Source organism: Paenibacillus donghaensis (genome assembly GCF_002192415.1).
GTDB lineage: Bacteria > Bacillota > Bacilli > Paenibacillales > Paenibacillaceae > Paenibacillus_AQ > Paenibacillus_AQ donghaensis.
Map to the genome: position 1 here is coordinate 3,933,323 of NZ_CP021780.1, position 23,005 is coordinate 3,956,327.

Sequence of the window (23,005 nt, forward strand, 5' to 3'; positions counted from 1 at the left end):
ACCTCAATCCTCTCTGGCTGTTTGAATGCCTCTGATTCTCTCCACTGCGGTAGTCAGGCTGCTTAGAATATGATCCTGCATCGCTCTCTCTGCGCCTTCTTCATTACGGTCGGCAATCATTTGCAGAATATAGTTATGCTCCTCATCTGCCTGTGTGTTCCAGTTCCCGTGCATCGTGACATACCGGCAATAACGAAGCGCATGATCTCTTAGCTGATTAAGGATCTTCTCGAACGTCTTCAGTTGACTGATCTGGGACAAATAATCATGGAATTCGAAGCCATACGATACGAAATCCTGACTGGCACCCAGCTGAAAAGAATATTTGATCTTCTCAATCATCGCTTTCAGCTGATGAATATCCTGCTCGGTGGCATGTCTGGCCGCATTCTTGGCGATATAACCTTCCAGCATACTGCGGATCAGGAAGATTTCTTCGACCTCTTTAAGGGTTACGGAAGCTACCTTCAATCTGCCATTCGGTTGACGGACAAGAAATTCCTCATTCTCCAGCCGCTGAATCGCCTCTCTTAATGGCGTCCGGCTGACTCCTAGCAAGGCTGCCAGATTCTCTTCATGTACCACTTGATCCGGCTCCAGCTCACTGTCGATGATTTTCTGTTTCAGGGCGTAATAAGTGTTATCCTTGGACAACCTTCGGGTGCGCATCATAGAAGTGTTCATACTGTATCAGCTCCTAATCGATAATCCAACGGGATTCTGCCTCTCATACCCTAACTGTATAATTGTATACAATTATTTAAATCCGACAACATAGCTTTCTTTTCTTTGATTTAGACCTATTTTACATACATATTTCGAGCTTGTAAATACTAAAATGTCATTTTCAATCACATTATGACACATTTTTCAGAAAAAAAAGAGTATATCATGAAAATATACTCTGGGAACGTCATATAAAATTACATACATCTTACACTTACCTATATATTTGATGTCAGTTCATCGCTTGCAGAGCAGCTGGCAACGAAAATAAACCGTCCGCATTTGGCTCAAACTCAACAATTCCAACCACCGCGCCCAGATTTAACACACCGTAAATAGGAGGGTACGCTTTGCCTTCATGATATAAATCTTCCCATCTGACCTCGGAGTTCACCCTGGACTGCTCAATACAGAGCAGAATTAAGCCCTTCACTCCCTAAAATTTCTTGTGTCAATCGAATCATATCCCGGCAGCGGATTCCATTCTCATAAATTTCTTCGGCGTAATTCCTGACGAAGAAATCCGGCTCAAACCCAGTGATTCGAAAGCCGCATTTCTGGTACAGAGCCAATTGTCCGATGCTTGAGTTCCCTGTGCCTACTTCTATAGTTCTATAACCGAGTGCCTTGGCGGCTTCCAGGGCGTGCTGGACTAGCCGCTTTCCCAGCCCTCTCCCCTGCTTCTCTTCCGCTACTGCCACATTAACCAATTCAACCGTTTCAGGCTTCAGGCATAACAGCACATATACACCAATGATCTCATGATGCTCTTCTGCAACATAACAATCTCCTTGACGGACATAGTTCTCCACGAGTTCTTGCGATGGATCTGCCAGCAGCAGGAGCTTCATCGGATATGGCTCATTGGCTTGAAGTTGTCTGATCTTCATAGTTTTCAGAAGACCACCTCCTTGTTTGAACTAGGTGACGCTACAGGAAGTTCCACCCTGATCTCCAGTCTCCCGTCCTGTAAAGATGCGCTGGCGCTGCCGTCCAGCTGTTCAGCCAGCAGCTTAACAATCGAGAGACCCAGACCGGTACTCCCGTTCCGGGCCTGATTCCCTGTATAGAACCGCTCAAACAGCCGCCCGGTTTCAAGTTCAGCGACATTCGCCACTGGATTGCTAAAGAGAATCACGGCATGCTCTGCCGCTCCCCTTACCTCCACCTCAATATCTCCGGCAGCATGCGTAGCACCGTTGCGGATCAGGTTCTGAATGATACGAACCGTCAGTGCATGATCTACCATAGCATATACCGGGGATGTATCTTCCATATGTACTGCCAGCTTGTTGGCTTCCAAGAGCGCAACGTCTTCTGCAAGACACTCCATAACAAGGTTCGTCAGATTGATCCGCTGCAGCCGCAGCTTCGGCTCCGCGTTTACACGATACGAATATTCGAAGAAATGATCAATCAGAGTCCCCAGAGTATCGGCATGCTTCTGTGCTGTCTGCAGCTTCTGCCGCTGCTCATCCGTCAGCTCTCTGCGCTCCATTAGCTGCTGGTAACCCTTAATTGCCGTCAAGGGTGTGCGCAGGTCATGGGAGATGTTGGCGATCAGCTCCTTGAAGCGTTTCTCTTCCCTAAGGACCTCCAGACGGAGGTTCTCCTCCGCCTGGAAACATCTGTTGATATTGGCGGTCAGCCGGCTCAGCTCGGAATTGATTAACTCCAGAGTCAGGGGCTGCCGTGTCCGTTCTTGCAGCCGCTTATCCATCTGCCGGTTCATATGGCGTAACTGCTGCTGAAGCAAGGCAATGTACGTTGTCAGCATTAGAACCAGAATTACCAATACGCCAACCGTAATGTTCAACTTCGCTCACCAGCCTTTTGGATAATATCGTTACTACTTAGGACCCCGCCGAGCATTACTTTCCAGATAAGGCCACCCTTGCCGATCCCCGAAAGCTCGCGGAGCTGCAGGATGTTCACATAAAAAAAGAGTATCCATTCTTATTCCCAAAAGATGTGTGATGATTCGGTAAAGGATAACACACATGATTTTACAAAGAAATGGTTAAAGTAACTACACAGATTATAAACCTTAGGAGGGTACACAAATGGACACCCATGAGTTTGTAGAAAAATTGCATGAAACCCAAAAGAAAGCGAAGAAGAACCAACAACATCAGGGCAAAGGAACTCCCAATGAGAAGCTACCCACCAAGCAGCATGGAACTAACAAATAACGCTCTGTAAACAACACTTTCTTCATATATACAAAGAACAAGCCCCTATTCATAATAATAGCGGGCTGCTCTTATTGTTATTGGACAGCATTATTCTTCAAATGGTTCAGGCCTGCTCTTCCACATAGATGCAATTCGTGAAGGCGAGCAAGCCTGTCTGTCCGTTCATCGAGCCGTACAGCTCCGCACGCAGCCAGAGCTCCCCGCTCAGATCGGGACAAGCTTCAACGGTAACCGATGCCGCCGGTATCCCCCACTCAGCCACGGTTCCCTTGCTGCCGACCAGACGCAACCGCAGCTCCTGCTCCGCTATCATCCACTGCCGCTTCCGCACCTCGAAGTCGGCTTCGATAGTGACGGACCATCGGCTGCTCCCGTTGGACTGCATGCCCACAACTTCGCCGGTCTGATAGATCCGGCCGATTTCTGCTGTGCTGCTTTCAGCCGAGCCGCTATCCCGGACTTGCAGGGTTAGAAGCGGTCCCAGCGTAACCGAAGCCGAACCCTGCCGGATCGCCTCCAGCAGCTGCTGTTCACCCCAATCTGCTGCCGGGACATGTGGGGACAGCTCGGCATGCTCGGCATGTTGGCTCTGTCCAGCAAGCGCCCCCTCTCCGCCGATGCCCAGATAGGTAACCGCAATCGTCGTCTCCTTGGACACCTGCGAGTGATGCCAGTCTCTTCCGCTCACCGCCGGAAGGCGGATACCCAGATTAAGCAGCTCCGTCCAGAACCGGTAAGCCCGCTCATTAAAAGCTTTCGTGTTGGGCGAGGTCCCGTTCCACACCTCGATGTAGTCGAGCGCTCTCCACTTTCCGATCGCGAACTCCCAGAAGCAGCCGGTGCAGATCGGACTGCCCATCCGGAACGGGTGGGCTATACCTGCCAGACCGCCGGATTGATGAATCCCAGATATCCCTTCATCGATATCGTCCGGGCCGGTCAAGCGCCAATCAGCCTTGTGAAGCACATTCGCGCCCAGAGTCAGCATATGTCCATAGAAGGTGGTCCATTCCAGGCCTGGGAGAATGCGGATGCCCTGCTCCCGCTCCACCCTCTCCTTCCCGGCCCAGCCGCTGACGGTATTGTGATCGGTCAGGGCAATCCAGTCAAGCTCCAGCTCACGGGCCACTCCTGCCATTTCCTCAAGTGTATGCGCTGCGTCGCTGTGTATGGTGTGCGTATGCAGCTCGCAGGCCAGCCAACGGAGCGTCATGAGCCGTCCCCTCCTTCTGCAGTTGCCTGAATCCGCAGGCTGAATTGGCAGATATCCGTGACAATCTCATGCAGACTGATCGTCAGCTCCCAGAGTCCGGAAGCCAGCGGACCGGCCAGAAATCCCGGTGTGGCTTCCGTCTCCGACAAGAGAATCGTCTGCTCCGGATTCCCCCGATGGGCCGCCCCGCGAAAGCCTGCCGGATCATCCAGCGAGACTGTGAGCAGATTGTGCAGCACACGGTAATTCGGATCGGCATACCCCGCTGTGCGGTCTTCCGGCTCCAAATACCGGTCCACAGCGCTTAAGATCAGCTCATCGATTCTCGTCTCGTCTTCCAATGTTTTTGGGGCATAGTTAAAGGTGATCAGCAGCTGCCCGACCTTCTGCGGGACCACAAACCGGTGCACGAGATGAACATGCCTATTCGCAGGCGTCACCCGCGAGCTAATATCCAGCAGCGTTTTATTCATAGGGTCCAGCGGCTTTCCAGAGGACTGCAGCAGGCTCTTGACCCGTCAGTATGAGGGTAGGCTCAGTCTCGACAGCAGCTCCGGGCCTATATTGCTCATCCAGGTAAAAAAACTTCAGCCCCTTGACCGCAACGTTGTCCGCTCCGCCGGGAAGAAGAACTGCGCGGATCTCCTCCAGCTGCTCTACAGTGCACCCTTCCGGCATTTTGACGCTGGTAGCAAAATAATTATAGGGACCGTCATAAGCAGCCCGGTGTCCCGCTACACGAAAATCATCGAAACAACTGGAATACCAGCGTTCCTCCCCAAACCGTTTGACCCGGAGATCGATGGAGGTCCGGCTGTCCGCTCCATGCTCTGCCTCATGACTTGAGGTCTGGATGTACAGGTAATGCCGCGGATCGGTAAACTTCATGGTATCCGGATTACAAGGATTCTCCCACGGCTCCTGTCTCTGCAGCTCCCAGGCCATCATCTGGTAAGTAAAGGGGTGTTCGTCCATGGCACGCTCGCGCGGTTCACGATCCGGCTGCCAGTGATAGGCTGGGGGAAGCAGAAAACGGTAGGACGAAGTAGCAGCATCTGTCACATTTCCGTTGTCCGTGGCCGCCTGCAGTACCGGATGCCCACCGAGCGCATATCGACCCGCAAAAGACTTTGTTTCATGATGCGGAGCCTGATATTCCGCCTTCAATACCTCTCCAGCCTGATCAAGCGTCACGCGGTAGGTCCACTCGATATCGGTCAGCCGTCCCCACTTGCTCATCAGCAGCGGCGCCGGAGTTCCGGCATCCTCATGGCTGTACAGCATATGATATTCCAGCACCGTTCCGGCTGGAGAGTTCTCTACCCGATACAGCATCAGCAGCGGCGTATCCGTATAACGGCTCTCGAACGGATGCTGCAAATGGCGCCCATACAGCACCGGTGTGTGAAGGTAAATCAGAGCGAGCGGAGATTCCCTGGGAATTACGGTGATCTGCACTTCCTTCAGCCAGGCACGCCGGACCAGCGGTGAGGAATCGCTGCTGAAGTCCAGCTTGAGCTGATGCTCCCCGGCCTCCAGCCAGCCAAGCAGCCGTGTATAAGGAAACGGCTCCTCTCCATAAAAAAGCACAAGTGTCTGATTATATGTTCCATCTACTTCAAGCGTAATTAATGACGACTCCTTATCCGGCAGTCTCCAATGACTCTCGGAGTACGCCAGCAGCGTGATCTCCACATAACCCGGCTCCCCCATAAGGAACGTATCGAACCAATCGCTGTCTCCAGCAAGCTGTTCAGAATGGGCAAGCTGCCTGTCTACAATTATCGTTTTTTCCATCCTCTGTCCCATCGTATTCCCTAGCGTCTTCTCCACTGTAAGCCTCCCTCACAAGCATACTGTTCAACCAGCCGGTCACCTTCCGGCCGGTTCTTCCTTAACCATACTGCGAATGTAGAAGTAGCCCATCCCTGAACAGAGCAGGAACATGAACACGGCCATGGCGCTCGCGACTCCAACATCATGATAGATGGAGAAGGACTGCTGCATCGCGATGCCGAGCACCTGCGGAGCATTGGGTCCGATCAGGAACGGGGCCGTGAAGGCGCCGATAATCCCCATAAAAGTGAAGGTAGCTGCGACCAGAACCGTCTTGTACGTCATCGGAACAATAAATCTGGCAAAAATGCTTAATTTCCCCGCGCCAACATCACGCGCACTCTCAATGATAGAATTCGGTATGCCCGCCAGCGCAGAGCTGAGCAGCATGGCCGTAAACGGAATATTAAACCACAGATTGGCTAACAGAAGTCCGTTATAATCATAAATAAAACGCGGGAAGCTCTCCGAGCCGAGCGCCAGCCCTATTCTCGCCAGCCAACCATGGTTTCCGTACATATTAATTATGCCGTAAGTCGCGATAACCCCAGGGATAAACATCGGGATATAATACAATTTCCGTATCCAGTCCGTAATCCAGCCCTGATTGAACCTTAGATAGATGGCCAGCAAATACCCGACAATGAGCGTAAGGACCGTGCTGACAATCGTCAGATTCAAGGTGAAGAGTATGTTGCTTCTCATAGCTTTATCCGTAAAGAGGTACGTATAGTTCGCCAGCGAGAAAGCTCCGTCAGGATTAAGAAAGCTTTCCTTAACCGCCAGCGTAATCGGGATAATGACGGTAAAGACCAGCAGTAAAAATGAAGGAATGACCATAATCAAGCCTGTAATGGAAGCCTTCGTTTGGCTGCTGATGCCGGGTCGCCCCGTACGGCTCTTCATTTGTAACAAGCTGGCTTTGTCCATATTCATTGCGTGGCCACTTCTGCTTGCCAGCGTTGCGTAATTTCATTGCCCAGCTCGCCACCCTGGAACTGACGGTATCCCTTCGCGACGCTCTCGAACTTCGTTTGCAGTTCAGCCGGCATTTCCGACCATTTGATTCCCGGGTATCCGAACATCACGTTGACTATCGTTTCCTGTGCCTCCTGGGATAACACATAATCAATGAACTTCTGCGCTGCTTCCTTTTTCACTGACATTGCGGGGATGGCCACCATTGCAGGTCCTCCCGTAAAAGCCGGTTCAATTTGTGTCAATTTGATATTCTCTGGCAGCAGACCTTTGTTCAGCTGCTCCAGCGCCATATCCGACCAAGCCGGAACCATGTCCACTTCGCCAGTAGCGAGGATATCGAGCGTTCCCTGGTTTTTCTTCGGATACACACCCTTTTGGTACATGAATGGATGCAGCTCCTTCAACAGGTCAAAGCCTGGCTTCCACTGCTCCATGATCGCCGGGTCCTGGCTGTGCATGGCTTCGTCCGGCAGGAAATTGTACAGCGCGGTTACCACAAAAGAATTGCCCGCGCCGCCAGTCGCCGGGTCGTTATAGGCAAAGCGGCCGGGGTTGCTGCGAATCCATTCGTACAATTCATCAGCGGTCTGCGGAGGGTTAGCCACAGTGTCACTGTTGTAGGCCAATACGACAGAGGAGGCACGATAAGGTACGGCCAGATTGTTCAGATCAGTTATATAGCTTGGTTCGATTTTGCTGATATTAGGGATCGTGTCAGTTCCTACAGTTTCGAAGATACCCTCTTTCTCGCCGAGCAGCACATCGCTGCCGGAGGCTTCAAATAAGTCGATATCTACTTTGGACTCACCCGCTTTTTTGGCTGCGAGCAACCGATCCATCGTGGATTGTCCACCTTGTCCCGACGGAATATGTGTAAGCTTAACGGTAATGTTATCGTTCTGCGCTTCGAACATCGGCACAATCTTTTCCCACATATCCTTCACATTCAATGAACCTGTAAAATAAAAATTCAGCTCTGTTTTCTCCGCCGTCTTCGTCGATCCCGAGTTATCGCCCGCTGCCGCCGCATTGCTGCTGCCCGCGCTGCCGTTTCCTGCCTTATTTCCACAAGCAGACAACACCAGCATAAGCATTAACAGGAGCAAACCTAAATTTTTTCTGGCCATTTCATAAATCCCCCTTGGATTAAGATGATTGTGGATAAGCGGTTGCCCGCGTAATACCGATGGTGACGGCTCCTCCGGAAGTTAATCCGCGCGCTTCTTCACGCGGCAGGAACACCTTGGTCATTCCGGCCGGAGTTTCGATGGATACCTCGGCGTAATGCCCCAGCACCATGACCTGTTTGATTGTTCCGGACATTCCTTCTGCCAATCCGTCATGCATGACGATATCTTCCGGCCTGACCGCAACCGTCACTTCACCAGCAAGCCCCTTCTCATTGCCGAACCGGAAGGAATGTACCCGGATCCCGTCTCCGGCAGCCTGTCCCTTCAGAAAGTTCATACGTCCGATAAACTGGGCCACGAACAAGGTACTCGGCTGATCATAAATATCCTGCGGAGAAGCCACCTGTTCAATTCTGCCGCTGTTCATTACGACGATACGGTCGGAGATAGACAACGCCTCCTCCTGATCATGCGTGACGAAAACCATCGTCAGATTACCCGCCGCCTGAATTTCACGCAGCTCCTCACGCATCTCCATTCTCAGCTTGGCATCCAGCGCGGAGAAGGGCTCGTCCAGCAGCAGCACCTTCGGCTCCAGCAACAACGCCCGGGCAACCGCGACACGCTGCTGCTGGCCCCCGGACAGCTGGGAGGGATATTTATTCTCCATACCCGGCAGCCGAACCAGCTTCAGCGCCGACTCCACCTTTTCGCGAATCTGCTGTTTGCCCGTCTTCCTCAGCTTCAGCCCAAAGGCGAGGTTGTCATATACTGTCATATGCGGCCACAGGTTATAGCTCTGGAACACCATGGCGGTCGGCCGCTTTTCCGGCGGCAGGTGGAGGATGCTCTGATTCTCAATCTTCACCTCACCTGCATCCGGGGACAGGAAGCCGCCGATCGTGCGCAGTACCGTGGTTTTCCCGCAGCCGGACGGGCCGAGCAGGGTAATAAGCTCCCCTTTGCGGATATCCAGATTAATGTCACGCACACCGTCGCCGGTCTTGTACGTTTTTTGCAAACCGCTGATCGATAATTGAATGTCTTGTTCCATCGCCTTCACTCCTCACTTCATCTGAAATCCGCTCGACATCACATCGGCATTGACGAACCTTCTCGCGGCCAGCAGCAGAATAATCGTCGGGAGCGTCATAATAATCGAAAATACAGCGCCAGCCGTGCTGGGATAATCTTCTACGATGGAATACATCACCAGCGGCATCGTCTTGAAATCGGGAATTCCAACCATAAATGTTCCTTGCGCCTCATCCAGTGAAGACAGGAATGTGAAGATGGAAGCGACCAGAATTCCCGGCAATGCCATCGGCAGCGTGATATGCCAGAAGACGCGAAACGGTCCGGCTCCGGCATCCCGTGCCGATTCCTCTTGAGCCTGATGCACACTTTTGAAAGCTGCTGCCGGAATCCAGGTCATGAACATCAGCGTGTTGACGATGTGAATAAGTACAATACCAAGTAAGGTGTTCATCAGCCCAACCTGGTAGAACAGCACCGCAATAGAGACATACAAGCCCATTTTCGGAAAAGCATTCGTCAGCAGAAAAGAAAACAAAAACCAGCGGCTGAGCGGAAAGCGGATACGGGCAAAGGCATAAGCCGCCGGAATACAAATTAGAATGGAAGCCATTGTAACGATGGTTGCAATTCCAAATGAAAGTGAGATCGAGGACAGCACCTCCTCCTTGGTCATTACGAAGGACCACCATTCAAGTGACCATACCTGAGGAAGCATGGCCGGATATTGCCATTTGCCCGAGAAAGCCAACAGTACCAGATTAAGCAGCGGGCCCAGAAAAAAGAATACGAATACCAACAGCACAACAAACTCGATAATTTTCCGTTTGCCAAGCGATCTTACATACCACCCCATGAATGTTCTTCTTCCTCCTTATTCACTATAGATGTATAGACATCTCCTAGGAATAGAATAATGCAGTTCTTTAAAAAGCGATCAAGAAGTTTGTAAAAGCTGCAACAAAAAAAGCCCCACAAGGGTGAGGCTTGTTCTTCAAGGCGTATTCGTTTCGTCAAATCAATCGCGGGTCCGACGGATTTGGAAGGAGAAGACATCGTCGCGCATGTAGTCCAACGAATAAAAAATGGCACGATGCTCCTCGTCATAATGCAGCTGCTTGAATAATAGCACCGTTGTAGTCGGATGCACCAACAGCTTCTGGCAATTACGGTCATTATGAAGCGGAACTGAGATCCCGGTGTCCGCCTTCACAATTCTGATCGACAGATGCAGCTCCAGAAATTCGAGCAGCGAGCCGGAGAAATCATACCGCTCAAACAGGTCTCCCACCCGCTGCGGGTGGAAATAGTTCACGGTCACCGCGACCGGCTCGCCATTGGCTGTACGGATTCGTTCCAAAACCATAACCTGCTCCCCTGCCTTAATTCCCAGCTGCGCCGCAATCTCTTGGGAACCATCCAGCTTGCGCAGTGAGATCCGGCTTTCGCCTTCCTCCAGCCCCGCCGAACGAATCATCTCACCGGTGCTGGACAATCGGTCCAGGCTGCTGGGGATGGCAGGCAGCGGATGAATGACAAAGGTGCCTACCCCGTGCTTCACCAGCAGACGCCCCTCCGTTTCCATTTGCTTGACGGCATCACGGAACGTTTCCCGGCTGACGCCCAGGCTTTTGGACATTTCCAGCTCCGACGGCAGCCGTTCTCCGACCTTGTAGGTCCCTTCGCTGATCAACTTCTTCAACTGCAGTTTAATGATTGCCGTTTTTGACATCATATTCATCTGTTCTTCATACTCCTCACAGCATACTCCTCTAGACAACTTACATATATTTTGAATCGTAACTTGTTTGGTGTCAACTGATTTTTCAGGGCTGCTGCACCCGGAGGTGCTGGCTCAGCGTTTCCCGTAATTCCTCGTCCCCCTGCACACTGGAATAGGTCCCCATCACCTTCGGGTACAGGTCGAATACTTTTTTCACATAATCGGAGAGGAACAGGTTTCTTTAGCCCCTCACTTCAATTCTGATCTTCTAAACGCCCCATAAGCAGCGGCAATCATAAGAATCATAAATCCCAGACTGACCAGGATCGACTGAAAAAGATATCCCGGAGCAGTGTCCAGGTTAACCAAGGTATAGCTGGCCGCAAACGGAGTACAAGTATATATCCGATACATCAGCTGCGAGCTGTCTCCCATCCCCGATAGCTGCCCGCTGAGAATCGAGAAGCCGTAATAAATGGCGATGATAAGCACGGGCTTCTTCAGCATAAAAGCCAAAGGGATGGTGATGCTAAGCTGGGCAATATACACAATCATCAAGGTAAGCATAACTGCAAGCAGTTTCCCTGTATCCGCTGCAGCAAATCCGGCAGCCGTTTCTGTAGTCAACACATGCAGGAAACCCAAAGCTACTGAACCCATACTGAATTCTAACCCAGCAACCAGGGCAATGGCGGTCAGAAGAGCATACGGAAGCAGGATTAATGCCAGAACACCACTCAGCACGATAGCCTTGCCAATAATGATTCCGCTTCGGTTTCGTCCGCTGGCAATGGCATCATGAATCGTTTTATGCTCCAGATCGCCGCAGATCAGCACACTTGCCAGCACCGCGCCGAGAATACTGATCACGTTGATATCCGAGAACATAAACCCGATACCGGTCATGCTCTCACTCAGTTTGCCCTGAGGGATCAAGTACGCAATTATGGCCATGGTCAGTGCACTTGCAGTCCCAATGCCGAGCAGAATCTTCACGGTCAGCGTACGGCGTAATTTGAACAAGTCCGCGCGAATCAGATTAATCATGGCTGCCACCTCCAATGACTGCAAGGAAATAATCCTCAAGCGTATCTCCCCCACTTGCCAGCTGGGTCACGACAATCCCATTCTCATATAGAACTTCGGCTACGCGCTCCTTCTCATTCAGATAATCATAGAGCCTGACTGTCTGATCCGGCATCACCTTGTAATTCGTGGTCTGCAGCTTCGTCTCCAGGACAGTCACCAATTGTTCAGGATGAGCACAGCTGATTAGAATATGGTGCTTGCAGCGTTCTTCCAGCTCTGCCAGCGTAAGTGTCTGCTTGACCTTGCCTTGGTGAATGATGATATAATCCGTCGCCGTCTGATACAGCTCTGGCAGATTGTGGCTGGAGATCAGAATCGTCATCTGCCGCTCCTCGCACAACCTCTTGAGCAGATTGCGGATCTCCACCACGCCGATGGGATCCAGACCGTTAATCGGCTCATCCAGAATGAGCAGTTCAGGATGACCAAGCAGTGCAATGGCAATCCCCAGACGCTGCTTCATGCCCTGCGAGAAATTCTGCGCTTTTTTGCGGCCTGTATTCGAAAGACCTACAAATGCCAGCAGTTCCTCTTCGACCTCCACATTGGGAATTCCCCGCAGAATCCGGTGGTGACGCAGATTATCCCTTGCCGTCATGCTCGGTGTAATACTGGGACTCTCGATCATACAGCCCAACCTTTTACGTTCAGCCTGCAGAGCTTTCTCGCCGGAGTGTCCGAACAGCTCCAAGCTTCCGCTTGTCGGGAAGCTCAGGCCTGCAGCCAGCCGCATCAGCGTTGTTTTGCCGGCACCGTTCTGTCCGATTAATCCATAGATTCTGCCGGGCGCAAGCCCCACAGATACCTCCTGCAGCGCATAGCTGCCCCGGTAGCTCTTGCTCAACCGGTCTGTTCTCAGCACATATTCTTTCATGATTCCACCTATCCTCTCTAAGTAGAAGTTTAGAAGCGAAAGGTTTAGAAAAGGTTAAGCGCAGCACAAAAGAAAATCCGCACAGCAACGCATGCATCACTTGGAAGATAGCCTGTAGCCCAGCCCCCATACTGTCTCGATATAATCCTCCTGCGGATTGGCTTGTCTCAGCTTATTGCGCAGGTTGCTGATATGGGTCTTGACCGCATTATCATCCCCTACATATTCATCCTGCCAGACGGATTCGTAGAGGTTGGATTTCGTAAATACTTTGCCGTCATGCTTCATAAGCAGCTCCAGAATCCGGTATTCCTTGGCCGTCAGCTCCAGGCTGGCCTGGTTCACCGTCACGCTCTGGGTGCTGTCGTTCAGCAGCAGATCTTTATAGCGGATGTTGTGTTGTTCCTTGTGCTGGATAGCAAAGCGCCGCAGATTGGATTCTACCCGCGCCGCCACCTCACCCAGGTCAAACGGCTTGGTCATATAATCATCCGCACCGAGCTTCAGCAGCTCAATTTTGGTGCCGATCAGGCCTTTGGCGGAAATGACAATCACCGGGACGTTGGAGAACTCCCGCAGCTCTTTGAGCAGTTCATCACCATTTTTAAAGGGAAGCATGATGTCCAGAATCACCAAATCATATGTACCTTCGCGGATCTCCTCTACACCCTCTGCGCCGTTATAGAGCGATTTCACTTCATAACCGGCATCACTCAAGGCTTCTGCCAGCATCAGGTTGACATCCTCATGATCTTCAATAATCAGTATGCTGTTCACTTATGACCCAGTCCTTTACTGTTGATTACTCTGCTGTTGATTGTTCTGCTGCTATACGCTTGCTCTTGCTCTTTTGCCGATCATTCTAATCTGGCCTCTGTGGTTGATTTCATCCTCAAAGACATGGAACCACTTGAAATAATGATTGGCCGGCTTGTCATGCCAGAACGGCTCTTCAATAGACAGCCAGTCATCACCCACCGTTTTGAACAGCTCCAGGGTTACAGCTCTTACCTCGTTCATTTGGTCTATGTAATAATTCAGATCCTTGCCCTTGATATGCATCCGCCCTTCATCGCCTAAATTCAGAGCAGGTCCCCAGCGCTCATCCTCTTTCTCCGTCAAGTCCCTGCCCTCGAAGGTAAACGCCTGATACAGATACTCTACAGCTGCAAAATGGGATAAAAGCGCTCCAATTGAATTGCACTGCGGGTCCATCAGGTAATCGAGCTGCTCGATCGTCAGATCCTGGACGGTTTCAATAGTGGTACATCTCACATAATTCATCATCGACAACAAACGGCTGATTTGTGCAGGATACCCCGGCATATCAGAAATGAGATAAATGCGGTTCAAGTCTATCATTTTAAAGTGCCTCCTTGCTTGATTGATTGGAATTTGTGGTTATATGAAAAAGTCTCTATCGTTACTCATTATACGATTTATGGAAATCCAAGGATAGAGTTAGTAGACGATCTAGCGAACCTTGCGGACTCAGGAGCCTCTATTCGGCTTATTTATAGGCTTTTCGTGCAGCACATCCACAATTACCTTCCGCACCCACCGTACCTACTCTTTTCCCTGCAAAGCCAGCGGCATCCGCACACCAGCAAATAACAACAGCACGAAATAAGCCGCCAGGATGCTCCAATGAATCGTGTAATTAGGCAAGAGACTCATCACATCCATACCCAGCAAATGGTCCGACAATACGAAGGGGATAGCTGGCGGGATGAATTGAATAAATGTGGTGTTGTACAGCATCATGCAGATGCACATACTCACAATGCCAAGCATGACACTGGGCAGAGCCATTCGCGACAACATCGCTGCCAGGAAGGCCGCGGGAATAATCAGTACATGCATGAAGATGAGCTGAAGCAACACACGGATAAACAGCCACAGTATAGCGGAAGGCAGCGGCTCTGCGACCAGTCCCAGTCCGAAGCCAATCGTAAACAACGCGAATATAGCTACGGTAACGGCGATTACGACAACCATAATCATTAGCTTGGCAATCAGGAAATGATGTCGCGGATACGGATAACAGAGCGTCATTTCCATCGTATTCTCCTCATATTCCCTGGCGCTCATCACTGCCGCGAAGGCGGAGAAGGTCAGCAAGGACTGCACATTGAAGATCAGCATCGCCACATGGAGGTACTCCCGCCAGACCAAAGTGCTCTCTTCCCAGAATGACAAGCAGGTAATCACTCCCGGCAGTACAGCGCCCGCGGCGATGATCCACCATATCCTGGCCGAGCGGAGCTTCAGCATTTCAACCTTAAGCAACGTCCGCATACGCTCACTCCTTCGAGTTGATTAAATGTATCGACAGGTACAGGAAGCCAGCGAAGACAGCCAGCAGAATCAGGCCTCCCCGCGCATAGCTGAGATGTGCATATTGCTCATACCCAAGGAGTTTGGAGACCAGGATAATCGGCAGCAGATGAGGCAGGAAAGCGCCAAAGTCCTTGAAGGCAAACGGGTACGTCAGCATAAACACCACAAGAAACAGCAACGCCGCAGCTGAAGCATTCCGCTTCCACAAGGCAACACATACAACCGCTGGGGTCAGCGCCATCAGGCAGAGAGTACTTAGCACACCAGCAGTCACATAATCAGCAGCCAGCTGCGGGTCAAACCCGGAAACTAGCGAATGGATAACAATCAGCAGGCCAAAAGTAAGCCCTTGCAAAACAGCGATTTCCAGAAACAATAGAATGTATTTGCTGAGCAGAATACGTGTGAGTGACTTCGGGGTGATCGCTAAATAGGAAATCAGCTGCTGCCGATATTCTCTGGCCACGATGTAACAACCCGTGATGACCACACTGGCAAAAGAAATCATCTGCATAAACACACTATTCTTCGTTATGACTGCGGAGAAGGACTGCTGCGGATGAAATCCGTATTGAATCAGTACCAGCGCAAGGGGCACGAACAGCGCTAAGGGAAGCAGCAGAACCAGAAAGGTCCTTCTCAGCTTCATAAACTCCAGCTGCAGCAAGCTAGACATGAGCGGCACCTCCTGTCAGTTGCATGAAATAATCCTCAAGCGAAGCACTCTTCTGCTTCAATTCATCCCGGGTGATCTCCTCCAGCAGCTTGCCTTGATGCAGAATGCCAATTCGGCTGACCATCTTCTCGACCTCAGCCAGATTATGCGATGATACGAACACCGTTTTGCCCTGCGCTGCCAGCCGGATTAATAGATCACGGATCTCCACCACCCCATGTGGATCAAGTCCATTGGTCGGCTCATCCAGGATCAGCAGCTGCGGGTCATGCAGCAAGGCTCTGGCCAGACCCAGCCGCTGCTTCATGCCGAGTGAATACTGGCGCGTTTTTTTATGCCTGTGATCAGATAAACCCACCAGGCTCAGCGCCCGGTCTATGCTGGATTTATGCTCCACACCCATCATTAGCCGGTGAATGTCCAGGTTCTCTTGTCCGGTAAGATTAAGATAGAACCCCGGCGTTTCAATAATCGCACCAATTCTGCGCAGATGGCGGGCCATACTCTGGTCCGTTACTTTCTCACCGAACAGCTCCACACTACCGCTGAGCGGTTGAATTAGATTCAGGATCATGCGGATGGTGGTTGTTTTGCCGGCCCCGTTGGGTCCGATGAAACCGTAAATTTCGCCTGGCTTCACCTGCAGATTTACTTTATCTACTACCGGCACTTTTTTGAAGCTTTTGGATAAATCTGAGGTCTGCACAATATACGTCATCTGTTCTCCCCCTTTAGTTACTCCACCGCTCGATACTGGGCCAGAAAGTGCTGCACATGCTCGATTAACTTCTGATTGGCCTCCGCCCGAATGACTTCAGTCAGTTCATCTGCCACCAGGTAACGGTGAAATAAATACACGACCGGCGCATAATAATCCATTACCATTCCCGTAAGGTCTCCCGCCTTCAGAAATCCAATCCCCACCAGCCACTCGAAAATCAGCTTCTGACCCGCAAGCGCCTCATCGAATAATACCCTGTGGTACAGCGCCGCCGCTTCAGGATTGGTGCCCTGCTCCAGAATTAACATCCGGATAAAGCGGTTCACCTTGGGGTCCATCAGATAATCGTTCAGAAAGGATTGACAGACAAAGATGAATTCCTCAGCCTGCACGCTTGTCACCTGGGCCATCTGAACAGCAAATTCCTCCGGCATGGCATAAGTTACCGCTGTAAACGATTCGCACAGCACATCGAAGATATCCTGCTTGTTCTTAAAGTGGTAATACACCGTGCTTTCCTTGATTCCCACTTCACCGCAGATATCGCGGATCGATACAGAGCTGTACCCTCTTCTGGAAAAGAGGTCTAACGAAACCTCCAGTATCCGGTTTTTGGTGTCTTGTTTGTTGTTGTTCATCGTATGTAATCACCTTTCAGCATTTGTCTAACAGTCGTTAGATCAATACTATCTAACAGTTGTTAGATTGTCAACGGGTATTGTAGACAGCACGAAAAAAGTGCCCCTCCAGCCGTTGTTCATGGACTGTAGAGACACCCCCGAGGACAACTCTCCTAATCTTAAGCACAGATCGCTGCAGAGAGGCTTACTTGCAGTTCAACAGCTCATTAACGCCGCTTCACCCTCCGCGCTGCCATACCATCAAACATTCGGCCTGCCATTCTCTTAACGACTCCTAAACGAACGGGATAATAGTAGTCAGACTCAAACCAGCCTTGCTCCCGGTAGTACGGGTAATCCCGATATTTGTCATTGAGCATAGACTTGATGTGGGTGCGTGACATACGGAACATCATCAGTCTGAACAAGGAAGGCGTCTTCGGTGCAGAGCGCATCAGCTGCTTGTAGAATCGCTTCGAGCATTGCTCGATTTCCCGTGAGTTCTTAGCCTTCGCCGCCGCGGTTGCCGGTTCCAGCGTTTGCAGCACACAGCCTTTCGAGACCTGGAAACCGAAGTTTACGCCCATGTTATCGAGATATTTCACAATGGCGTTTCCTCCATAGATGCCTTGGGTCACTACAGAGGTGAAGGCTTTGTCGAAGAACTGCGGTCTGTGGAACATATAAGCCAGCCGATCCAGCAAGTTCTTCATCGAAGCCGATACATGAAAGGCATAATTAGGCGTCGCCCAAATAACCCCGTCTGCTTCGTTCAGCTTCTCCAGTAGCAGATCACGATCATCCTTCAAGGGGCAATATTGCTCCCCTTTATTAAAGCACAGTTTGCAGCCCCGGCAATGCTTCAGCTCGTAATCCTTCAGGAAAACATATTCGAACTCGATATCAGCATAGGTCTTCAGCTGCTGCTCCATTTCGCGTACGGCCCGGTAGGTGGCCTGCTTTTGCTGTGTTCCGATAAACGCGGTGACTTTGGTCATTAGTGAAACCTCCATACTCAGCTTGGATTGACGATTCATTGTTCAGTCATCAATCAAATATGAATGAATAATATTTCGTTCATTCATATTGTAGCATAGATAAGATAAATAACAACCGGATATCTGTTAACAGACCGCCTGATATCTGTTAACAGACCGCCTTCACCGTGATCCGACAGTTGATGCCCCAGTTTAACGGGTCCCTCCAGACGCCTATAATCCAGCTACCGCTTTAATCTGCTGTCTCTGTGTCACGATAAGCTCTTTCAAGGTTTCGGTCCCGAATGCTCCTGCAGTAAAAGCATTGCCTTTCGGATAATAGACCATTTGGAACGAACTTCCATCCTCCAGATGCACCCGCAGGAATCACCCCGAATACACAGATAATGTTAATGCCATATACATCAGGATCAGGTCCATCGGCATACTCGTAAACCAGCTGAACGGATGTTGGCTAGATTAATTAAAAATAACCTCCATTCGTAAAAGCCAAAGTAAGTTGATTGTACCCTATTATGGTTGGGGGATTTAATTCTTCTTCCTTTCCTGCCATATCCTGTGTTACGCAGCAAAAAGACACTAGCCGGGGGCCAGTGTCTCTTAGTTAAGCTGTCTTCTTTTAGGAAAGCGCCAGCATAGCGTTCATATCCGCTTCGGCGGTGGTAATCAGCTTCAGCCCGAATAGCTCGACAAGCACATCGAGCACTCCGGTTGAGATAAATTCCGGCGGCTTCGGACCAATGCGGATATCCTGAATACCCAGGCTGAACAAGCCCAGCAGAATAGCGACCGCTTTTTGCTCAAACCATGACAATACGATACTGATCGGCAGTTCATTGACGCTGCAGTCGAAGGCTTCGGCGAGCGCAAGCGCAATTTTGACCGTAGAACCGGAATTATTACATTGGCCCAGGTCAATATAACGCGGAATTCCCGTATCTCCAACCGTACCATAGTCTACATCATTGAAGCGGAATTTCCCGCAGGAGGTGGTCAGAATGACCGTATCATTAGGCAGCGACGTGGCCAGCTCGCGGTAATATTCGCCCGCTTTGCCAGGGGCGTCACAGCCTGCAATCACGAAGAACCTGCGGATATGTCCATCCTTAATGGCCTGAATAATCTCCGGGGCCAGGCCGATCACAGTCTCATGATGGTAACCGGTGGTCAGCACCTGCTCAGAGGTGACATCGGCCGCCGGCAGTGAAAGCGCGCGCTCGATCAATGGGGAGAAATCGTCATGGGTGATTTTGCGGACACCTTCAAGCCCTGCTACTTCATAAGAGAAAAAGCGGTCGGCATACGTTCCCTTGATCGGCATCACACAGTTCGTAGTCGCGAGGATCGCTCCAGGGAACTGTTCAAACAGCCTGCGCTGATCATACCAGGCCTTGCCGATATTGCCCTTCAGATGCGGATACTTCTTCAGTGCCGGATACCCGTGGGCTGGCAGCATCTCCGAATGGGTGTAGATGTTAATGCCTTTGCCTTCCGTCTGCCGCAGCAACTCCTCCAGCGCATACAGATTATGTCCGGTGACTACGATACATTGGCCTTCAATCGCATTCTGGCTGACCGTAACCGGCTGCGGAATTCCGAAACGGTCAGTATGCGCACGGTCCAGCAGATCCATGATCCGCACTGCCGCATTTCCCACCTGCATCGCCATGTCCAGATGCTCTTGCACATTGAAATTGGAATTGGTCAGGGTCATATACAAGGCTTCGTGGGTAATCCGGTCCACTTCGGGGTCGGTATACCCCAGCTGACGGGCGTGGGTTGCATAAGCAGCAATGCCTTTAAGCGCAAAAATCATCGTATCCTGCAGGCTGGCCACTGTCTCATCCTTGCCGCATACCCCAACCACCGTACATCCGCCGCTCGGCGTCTGCTCACATTGGTAACAAAACATATTTTCTCCTCCAGACCTTAAATAACTAAAATTATTCTCAGCCTAACAGAGCAATGCTCTTCGAGGTGTGATTGCACACACATTTATCTCGCTATATAAGATGAACTTAAGAATGGAATAGTGTAGTGGCCAGAAATCCTGATGCATAGAGCTTTCTGTCCACTTCGTGTGTAACATTCTTCAGTTCACGTTCCATATTCATAATAGATGAAACTAAACCGATTATCTTTAGTATTACCTCTTGTTTTGGAATATCTTTGACCTCGGATGCCATTCAATCCCTGATTGATGAGCTTGAAGCAGAGGAAAACAACAAAATGTTAACCGAAAATGCCGAAATAGATGCCATTAAAAAATTGCAGCAAGGGCCTGATCATTATCTGCTAACCGAGGTGGCTTATCCTGTAGTTGTCAACGGCAAGAAATATACCGATGCCAAGAACCCCATCCTTAATTATGAAGGCAGCACTTATATCCCGTTGGCTAAGATAGGCGAATTAACCGGAGTGAATTACAAATGGAATGCCGGACTGAAACAAGTCGAAATTGTCAGTGCACCTGCTGCAAGTTCAGACGTTTCTGCCCCTTCCGATGATTCGTTCAAGGACTTCCTTGAGGAATTGGAGAAAAGCGGGAATGTGTATCACTAGTTAGCATTAAGCGCCGAGTCCGATAGCCTCCTCTTTCATACCCGTACTTATATTAAAGTCCCCTGTATGAGCCTTTAAACTTGCGGCTGAAGCGAGCGCTGCATGCACAAGCCTCAGATTGCAGTGATTCTCCTATGGGTGTCGTCTAATGGATTAAACCTCACTAGTAACATCCATTATTTCCTAGGAGCTGAAGCTGCACCTATCATGAAAAAGTCTAATTATTTGTCGATGTTGTTATTGCTGCTGACGTTAGTCTGCTGGGCCGGCACGCTGTGGGTTCATGGTATGACCGGCGTGTATGCCTGGCTGGCACTGAAATTCATTCTGCCGGCTGCCGGAGCCGTGTGGGCTGTGGTGAATCTGATCTGGCTGACCGTGAAGCTGGTGAAGCGAGCACGCCTGAACAGGCTACTGCTGAATCTGGGCTTGTCTGCCGTGCTGATCTGCCATTTTCTGCTGACGATCAATGTTATTCCACTGGCATACCCTGCTGCCATTGCCAATACCAAACCAGGGCTTACCGTGAAGTGGCCGCTGCATACAGCTGCGGTCGTCGGCTGGGGTGGAGATTCCGTCGAAGACAATGCACCGCATGCGGTGTGGTCCTCCGAACGCTGGGCTTACGATTTGGTGATGGAACCCTATAACACCGGGAGCAGCCGTGCGAAGGATTATGGGATCTGGAATCAGGAGGTATACGCACCGCTGGATGCCGTGGTCATTGCCGCCTATGACGAAGAGGCTGACATCACGCCCGGCTCGGAGGACGTTCTGTCTATGGAAGGCAATCATGTCTACCTGAAGGTTGCCGAGATGGGAACCTTCCTGCTGCTGAACCACCTGAAGCAGCACAGTGTTACCGTAGCCGTTGGAGACAAGGTACAAGCAGGCGATTTGCTGGGGCTTGTGGGCAACAGCGGCTCAACCTCCGAGCCTCATCTGCATATCCACCATCAGCGCCAGGATCCCACCCAGACCCGGATGCCTATCCTAGCTGAGGGGCTGCCGCTCTACTTCGAGGGTACGAATGGGGACCCCATGCCTGTAAAAGACGATCTGATTACACCGCAACCATAGAATGAACAGAGAAAAGGCCGTGAAGACTGCTTATACAGCAGCTTTTCCGGCCTTTTCTAACGTCTGATCCAAGAATGAAATCTGCTTCCGGCATCTATAATATTCTCTCAATCGCCTGCTTCAAAAGCGCACCCGAGCGGCCCCAGGACTGCTTCTGTATATCCTTCCTGGCCTGAGCGCCTTTGGCTGCACAGAGCTGTGGATGCTCATAGGCTAATCTCATCTGCTTCCGCAAGCTGGTGATGTCCGGCTCTGCCCACAGCTGGCCCGGCTCTGCGAACAGCTGGCAGAATTGGCGCGCGATTGAAGAGTGACGATTCATGCTCGCCACGGGCGGCTGCAGCCGGTATCGGACAAGGAAGGAATTATGGGCGGTCACAAAATCCAACTGCCCACCCCAGCCGGTGGTAATTACAGGAACGCCGCTGGCCATCGACTCCATGAAGGGCAAGCCTACCCCTTCCCCCCGGGTAGGAAGTACAAAGGCGTCCCCCTTCGCATAAACGGCTTTGAGGGCAGCCTTGCTCAGATGGGTTGAGACGAGCCGAATGGGTGCTGTGGATTTGCGGACATGGAGTCTGGCTTTATAAGCTTTGATCCGATTGTGTATCCACTGCTGATTCTCATAGGCTGCATAGCCATTGGTTTTGATGATTAGCTCCACATGATCACTGGCGGAGAATTCCTCCCAATACGCTCTTAGCAGTGCTTCAGGATTCTTGCGGTGCTGAAATCCGAATACCGAGATGAACGTGAATTTCCCCTTTGGCCTGCTGGCAGCACGTTTCTTCTTGGCTCTGTACTCCCGAATATTGACACCATGCGGAACAATGAAGATGGGAATGCGGATGCCGCTGTTGCGCAACGCCTGCTTGTTCTGCCGAGAAGGCACACAGACGGCATCCGCCTGGTTGATCTTTGCGATCCACCGCCGCGGAATTCTTGTCGTCTCCCAGACCGTATTAATCACAATCCTGTTGTACAGCTTACGTTCCTTCTTCACGTTAAGCGTATGAGGCGCGTGATGGTAGACCAGCACCTTGCGTGAACCAGACCCACCGGAGGCTGCGGGGGTTGTAGAGGTGGGAACTCCCTGGCGTCTTAACGCCTTCACATATTCTCTGCTGGCAATTCCAAGACCCGAGGACCTGTGGACAGGCCCTTTCCATACGACCCGATAGGAGGAGGTCATCGGCTAATCACTCC

26 protein-coding genes are annotated in these 23,005 nt (G+C 51.0%); 3 read left to right on the top strand and 23 right to left on the bottom strand.

Translation table 11 applies throughout. The features are described from left to right. Window positions 1–3: 3 nt before the first annotated feature. The 4 genes from B9T62_RS17675 to B9T62_RS17690 all read right to left on the bottom strand — a co-directional run bounded on the left by B9T62_RS17675 (window position 4) and on the right by B9T62_RS17690 (window position 2,542). Window positions 4–684 carry a GntR family transcriptional regulator gene (locus B9T62_RS17675; protein WP_245864484.1) on the bottom strand — a complete coding sequence of 227 codons (681 nt, stop codon included), beginning with the start codon at window positions 682–684 and terminating at the stop codon, window positions 4–6. Window positions 685–958: 274 nt separating this feature from the next. Continuing rightward, window positions 959–1,159: a DUF952 domain-containing protein gene (locus tag B9T62_RS41820; protein WP_087916471.1), complete on the bottom strand. Its 201-nt coding sequence runs from the start codon at window positions 1,157–1,159 to the stop codon at window positions 959–961. Further along, on the bottom strand, window positions 1,131–1,616 hold the full coding sequence (locus B9T62_RS17685) for a GNAT family N-acetyltransferase (RefSeq protein WP_087916472.1): 486 nt from the start codon (window positions 1,614–1,616) through the stop codon (window positions 1,131–1,133). The genes B9T62_RS41820 and B9T62_RS17685 overlap by 29 nt, the downstream gene beginning before the upstream one ends. Before the next feature lie 5 nt (window positions 1,617–1,621). After that, window positions 1,622–2,542, bottom strand: a complete 921-nt coding sequence (locus B9T62_RS17690) for a sensor histidine kinase (protein ID WP_245864485.1) — start codon at window positions 2,540–2,542, stop codon at window positions 1,622–1,624. 247 nt (window positions 2,543–2,789) lie between these two features. On the opposite strand from B9T62_RS17690, the gene B9T62_RS17695 reads away from it, so the two are divergent. Continuing rightward, window positions 2,790–2,918, top strand: coding sequence for a DUF4023 domain-containing protein (locus tag B9T62_RS17695; protein ID WP_087916473.1), 129 nt, complete (start codon window positions 2,790–2,792; stop codon window positions 2,916–2,918). 106 nt (window positions 2,919–3,024) lie between these two features. On the opposite strand, the gene B9T62_RS17700 is transcribed toward B9T62_RS17695, so the two are convergent. The 18 genes from B9T62_RS17700 to hcp all read right to left on the bottom strand — a co-directional run bounded on the left by B9T62_RS17700 (window position 3,025) and on the right by hcp (window position 20,069). Then, window positions 3,025–4,134, bottom strand: a complete 1,110-nt coding sequence (locus B9T62_RS17700; protein WP_087916474.1) for a CehA/McbA family metallohydrolase — start codon at window positions 4,132–4,134, stop codon at window positions 3,025–3,027. Further along, window positions 4,131–4,607, bottom strand: a complete 477-nt coding sequence (locus B9T62_RS17705; protein WP_087916475.1) for a hypothetical protein — start codon at window positions 4,605–4,607, stop codon at window positions 4,131–4,133. Before B9T62_RS17705 ends, B9T62_RS17700 begins: the two co-directional genes overlap by 4 nt. After that, window positions 4,600–5,967: a hypothetical protein gene (locus B9T62_RS17710; RefSeq protein WP_087916476.1), complete on the bottom strand. Its 1,368-nt coding sequence runs from the start codon at window positions 5,965–5,967 to the stop codon at window positions 4,600–4,602. The genes B9T62_RS17705 and B9T62_RS17710 overlap by 8 nt, the downstream gene beginning before the upstream one ends. Before the next feature lie 39 nt (window positions 5,968–6,006). After that, complete coding sequence (locus tag B9T62_RS17715) at window positions 6,007–6,900, bottom strand: ABC transporter permease (protein ID WP_425436694.1); 894 nt, start codon at window positions 6,898–6,900, stop codon at window positions 6,007–6,009. A gap of 2 nt (window positions 6,901–6,902) precedes the next feature. Beyond that, window positions 6,903–8,078: an extracellular solute-binding protein gene (locus B9T62_RS17720; protein ID WP_087916477.1), complete on the bottom strand. Its 1,176-nt coding sequence runs from the start codon at window positions 8,076–8,078 to the stop codon at window positions 6,903–6,905. Between the two features lie 19 nt (window positions 8,079–8,097). Beyond that, the gene (locus tag B9T62_RS17725; RefSeq protein ID WP_087916478.1) at window positions 8,098–9,135 is read right to left on the bottom strand and encodes an ABC transporter ATP-binding protein; all 1,038 of its coding nucleotides are present in this window, start codon (window positions 9,133–9,135) and stop codon (window positions 8,098–8,100) included. Between the two features lie 12 nt (window positions 9,136–9,147). Continuing rightward, window positions 9,148–9,972, bottom strand: coding sequence for an ABC transporter permease (locus B9T62_RS17730; protein ID WP_087916479.1), 825 nt, complete (start codon window positions 9,970–9,972; stop codon window positions 9,148–9,150). 162 nt (window positions 9,973–10,134) lie between these two features. Further along, window positions 10,135–10,857, bottom strand: coding sequence for a GntR family transcriptional regulator (locus B9T62_RS17735; protein WP_245864487.1), 723 nt, complete (start codon window positions 10,855–10,857; stop codon window positions 10,135–10,137). 231 nt (window positions 10,858–11,088) lie between these two features. Beyond that, the gene (locus tag B9T62_RS17740) at window positions 11,089–11,886 is read right to left on the bottom strand and encodes an ABC transporter permease (RefSeq protein ID WP_087916480.1); all 798 of its coding nucleotides are present in this window, start codon (window positions 11,884–11,886) and stop codon (window positions 11,089–11,091) included. Further along, window positions 11,879–12,802 carry an ABC transporter ATP-binding protein gene (locus tag B9T62_RS17745; RefSeq protein WP_087916481.1) on the bottom strand — a complete coding sequence of 308 codons (924 nt, stop codon included), beginning with the start codon at window positions 12,800–12,802 and terminating at the stop codon, window positions 11,879–11,881. The genes B9T62_RS17740 and B9T62_RS17745 overlap by 8 nt, the downstream gene beginning before the upstream one ends. Window positions 12,803–12,898: 96 nt before the next feature. Next, window positions 12,899–13,579: a response regulator transcription factor gene (locus B9T62_RS17750; protein WP_087916482.1), complete on the bottom strand. Its 681-nt coding sequence runs from the start codon at window positions 13,577–13,579 to the stop codon at window positions 12,899–12,901. Window positions 13,580–13,630: 51 nt separating this feature from the next. After that, a complete protein-coding gene (locus tag B9T62_RS17755) occupies window positions 13,631–14,164 on the bottom strand; it encodes a DinB family protein (RefSeq protein ID WP_087916483.1) in 534 nt (177 codons plus the stop codon). A gap of 204 nt (window positions 14,165–14,368) precedes the next feature. Next, complete coding sequence (locus B9T62_RS17760) at window positions 14,369–15,100, bottom strand: ABC transporter permease (protein ID WP_087916484.1); 732 nt, start codon at window positions 15,098–15,100, stop codon at window positions 14,369–14,371. 4 nt (window positions 15,101–15,104) lie between these two features. Then, the gene (locus tag B9T62_RS17765) at window positions 15,105–15,818 is read right to left on the bottom strand and encodes an ABC transporter permease (RefSeq protein ID WP_087916485.1); all 714 of its coding nucleotides are present in this window, start codon (window positions 15,816–15,818) and stop codon (window positions 15,105–15,107) included. After that, window positions 15,811–16,536 (bottom strand): ABC transporter ATP-binding protein, encoded by a 726-nt coding sequence (locus B9T62_RS17770; protein WP_087916486.1) that lies wholly within the window; start codon window positions 16,534–16,536, stop codon window positions 15,811–15,813. The genes B9T62_RS17765 and B9T62_RS17770 overlap by 8 nt, the downstream gene beginning before the upstream one ends. Before the next feature lie 17 nt (window positions 16,537–16,553). Beyond that, a complete protein-coding gene (locus tag B9T62_RS17775; RefSeq protein WP_087916487.1) occupies window positions 16,554–17,177 on the bottom strand; it encodes a TetR/AcrR family transcriptional regulator in 624 nt (207 codons plus the stop codon). A 209-nt stretch (window positions 17,178–17,386) separates the two neighbouring features. After that, window positions 17,387–18,157 carry a flavodoxin family protein gene (locus tag B9T62_RS17780; RefSeq protein WP_087916488.1) on the bottom strand — a complete coding sequence of 257 codons (771 nt, stop codon included), beginning with the start codon at window positions 18,155–18,157 and terminating at the stop codon, window positions 17,387–17,389. Between the two features lie 619 nt (window positions 18,158–18,776). Next, a complete protein-coding gene (gene hcp, locus B9T62_RS17790; protein WP_087916489.1) occupies window positions 18,777–20,069 on the bottom strand; it encodes a hydroxylamine reductase in 1,293 nt (430 codons plus the stop codon). Between the two features lie 317 nt (window positions 20,070–20,386). On the opposite strand from hcp, the gene B9T62_RS17795 reads away from it, so the two are divergent. Together B9T62_RS17795 and B9T62_RS17800 are read left to right on the top strand one after the other, a co-directional pair. After that, window positions 20,387–20,719, top strand: a complete 333-nt coding sequence (locus B9T62_RS17795; RefSeq protein WP_157793874.1) for a stalk domain-containing protein — start codon at window positions 20,387–20,389, stop codon at window positions 20,717–20,719. Between the two features lie 207 nt (window positions 20,720–20,926). After that, complete coding sequence (locus B9T62_RS17800) at window positions 20,927–21,799, top strand: M23 family metallopeptidase (RefSeq protein ID WP_245864488.1); 873 nt, start codon at window positions 20,927–20,929, stop codon at window positions 21,797–21,799. Window positions 21,800–21,893: 94 nt separating this feature from the next. Here the strand turns inward: B9T62_RS17800 and B9T62_RS17805 are convergent, their stop codons facing one another. Further along, complete coding sequence (locus B9T62_RS17805; RefSeq protein WP_087916491.1) at window positions 21,894–22,991, bottom strand: glycosyltransferase family 4 protein; 1,098 nt, start codon at window positions 22,989–22,991, stop codon at window positions 21,894–21,896. Window positions 22,992–23,005 lie beyond the last annotated feature (14 nt).

Bases quoted from the DNA above. Each gene is read 5' to 3' on its own strand.
- B9T62_RS17675 (WP_245864484.1), bottom strand. From the start codon at position 684: ATGAACACTTCTATGATGCGCACCCGAAGGTTGTCCAAGGATAACACT.
- B9T62_RS17685 (WP_087916472.1), bottom strand. From the start codon at position 1,616: ATGAAGATCAGACAACTTCAAGCCAATGAGCCATATCCGATGAAGCTC.
- B9T62_RS17695 (WP_087916473.1), top strand. From the start codon at position 2,790: ATGGACACCCATGAGTTTGTAGAAAAATTGCATGAAACCCAAAAGAAA.
- B9T62_RS17700 (WP_087916474.1), bottom strand. From the start codon at position 4,134: ATGACGCTCCGTTGGCTGGCCTGCGAGCTGCATACGCACACCATACAC.
- B9T62_RS17705 (WP_087916475.1), bottom strand. From the start codon at position 4,607: ATGAATAAAACGCTGCTGGATATTAGCTCGCGGGTGACGCCTGCGAAT.
- B9T62_RS17715 (WP_425436694.1), bottom strand. From the start codon at position 6,900: ATGGACAAAGCCAGCTTGTTACAAATGAAGAGCCGTACGGGGCGACCC.
- B9T62_RS17720 (WP_087916477.1), bottom strand. From the start codon at position 8,078: ATGGCCAGAAAAAATTTAGGTTTGCTCCTGTTAATGCTTATGCTGGTG.
- B9T62_RS17725 (WP_087916478.1), bottom strand. From the start codon at position 9,135: ATGGAACAAGACATTCAATTATCGATCAGCGGTTTGCAAAAAACGTAC.
- B9T62_RS17730 (WP_087916479.1), bottom strand. From the start codon at position 9,972: ATGGGGTGGTATGTAAGATCGCTTGGCAAACGGAAAATTATCGAGTTT.
- B9T62_RS17735 (WP_245864487.1), bottom strand. From the start codon at position 10,857: ATGAATATGATGTCAAAAACGGCAATCATTAAACTGCAGTTGAAGAAG.
- B9T62_RS17740 (WP_087916480.1), bottom strand. From the start codon at position 11,886: ATGATTAATCTGATTCGCGCGGACTTGTTCAAATTACGCCGTACGCTG.
- B9T62_RS17745 (WP_087916481.1), bottom strand. From the start codon at position 12,802: ATGAAAGAATATGTGCTGAGAACAGACCGGTTGAGCAAGAGCTACCGG.
- B9T62_RS17755 (WP_087916483.1), bottom strand. From the start codon at position 14,164: ATGATAGACTTGAACCGCATTTATCTCATTTCTGATATGCCGGGGTAT.
- B9T62_RS17760 (WP_087916484.1), bottom strand. From the start codon at position 15,100: ATGCGGACGTTGCTTAAGGTTGAAATGCTGAAGCTCCGCTCGGCCAGG.
- B9T62_RS17765 (WP_087916485.1), bottom strand. From the start codon at position 15,818: ATGTCTAGCTTGCTGCAGCTGGAGTTTATGAAGCTGAGAAGGACCTTT.
- B9T62_RS17770 (WP_087916486.1), bottom strand. From the start codon at position 16,536: ATGACGTATATTGTGCAGACCTCAGATTTATCCAAAAGCTTCAAAAAA.
- B9T62_RS17775 (WP_087916487.1), bottom strand. From the start codon at position 17,177: ATGAACAACAACAAACAAGACACCAAAAACCGGATACTGGAGGTTTCG.
- B9T62_RS17780 (WP_087916488.1), bottom strand. From the start codon at position 18,157: ATGACCAAAGTCACCGCGTTTATCGGAACACAGCAAAAGCAGGCCACC.
- hcp (WP_087916489.1), bottom strand. From the start codon at position 20,069: ATGTTTTGTTACCAATGTGAGCAGACGCCGAGCGGCGGATGTACGGTG.
- B9T62_RS17795 (WP_157793874.1), top strand. From the start codon at position 20,387: ATGTTAACCGAAAATGCCGAAATAGATGCCATTAAAAAATTGCAGCAA.
- B9T62_RS17800 (WP_245864488.1), top strand. From the start codon at position 20,927: ATGAAAAAGTCTAATTATTTGTCGATGTTGTTATTGCTGCTGACGTTA.
- B9T62_RS17805 (WP_087916491.1), bottom strand. From the start codon at position 22,991: ATGACCTCCTCCTATCGGGTCGTATGGAAAGGGCCTGTCCACAGGTCC.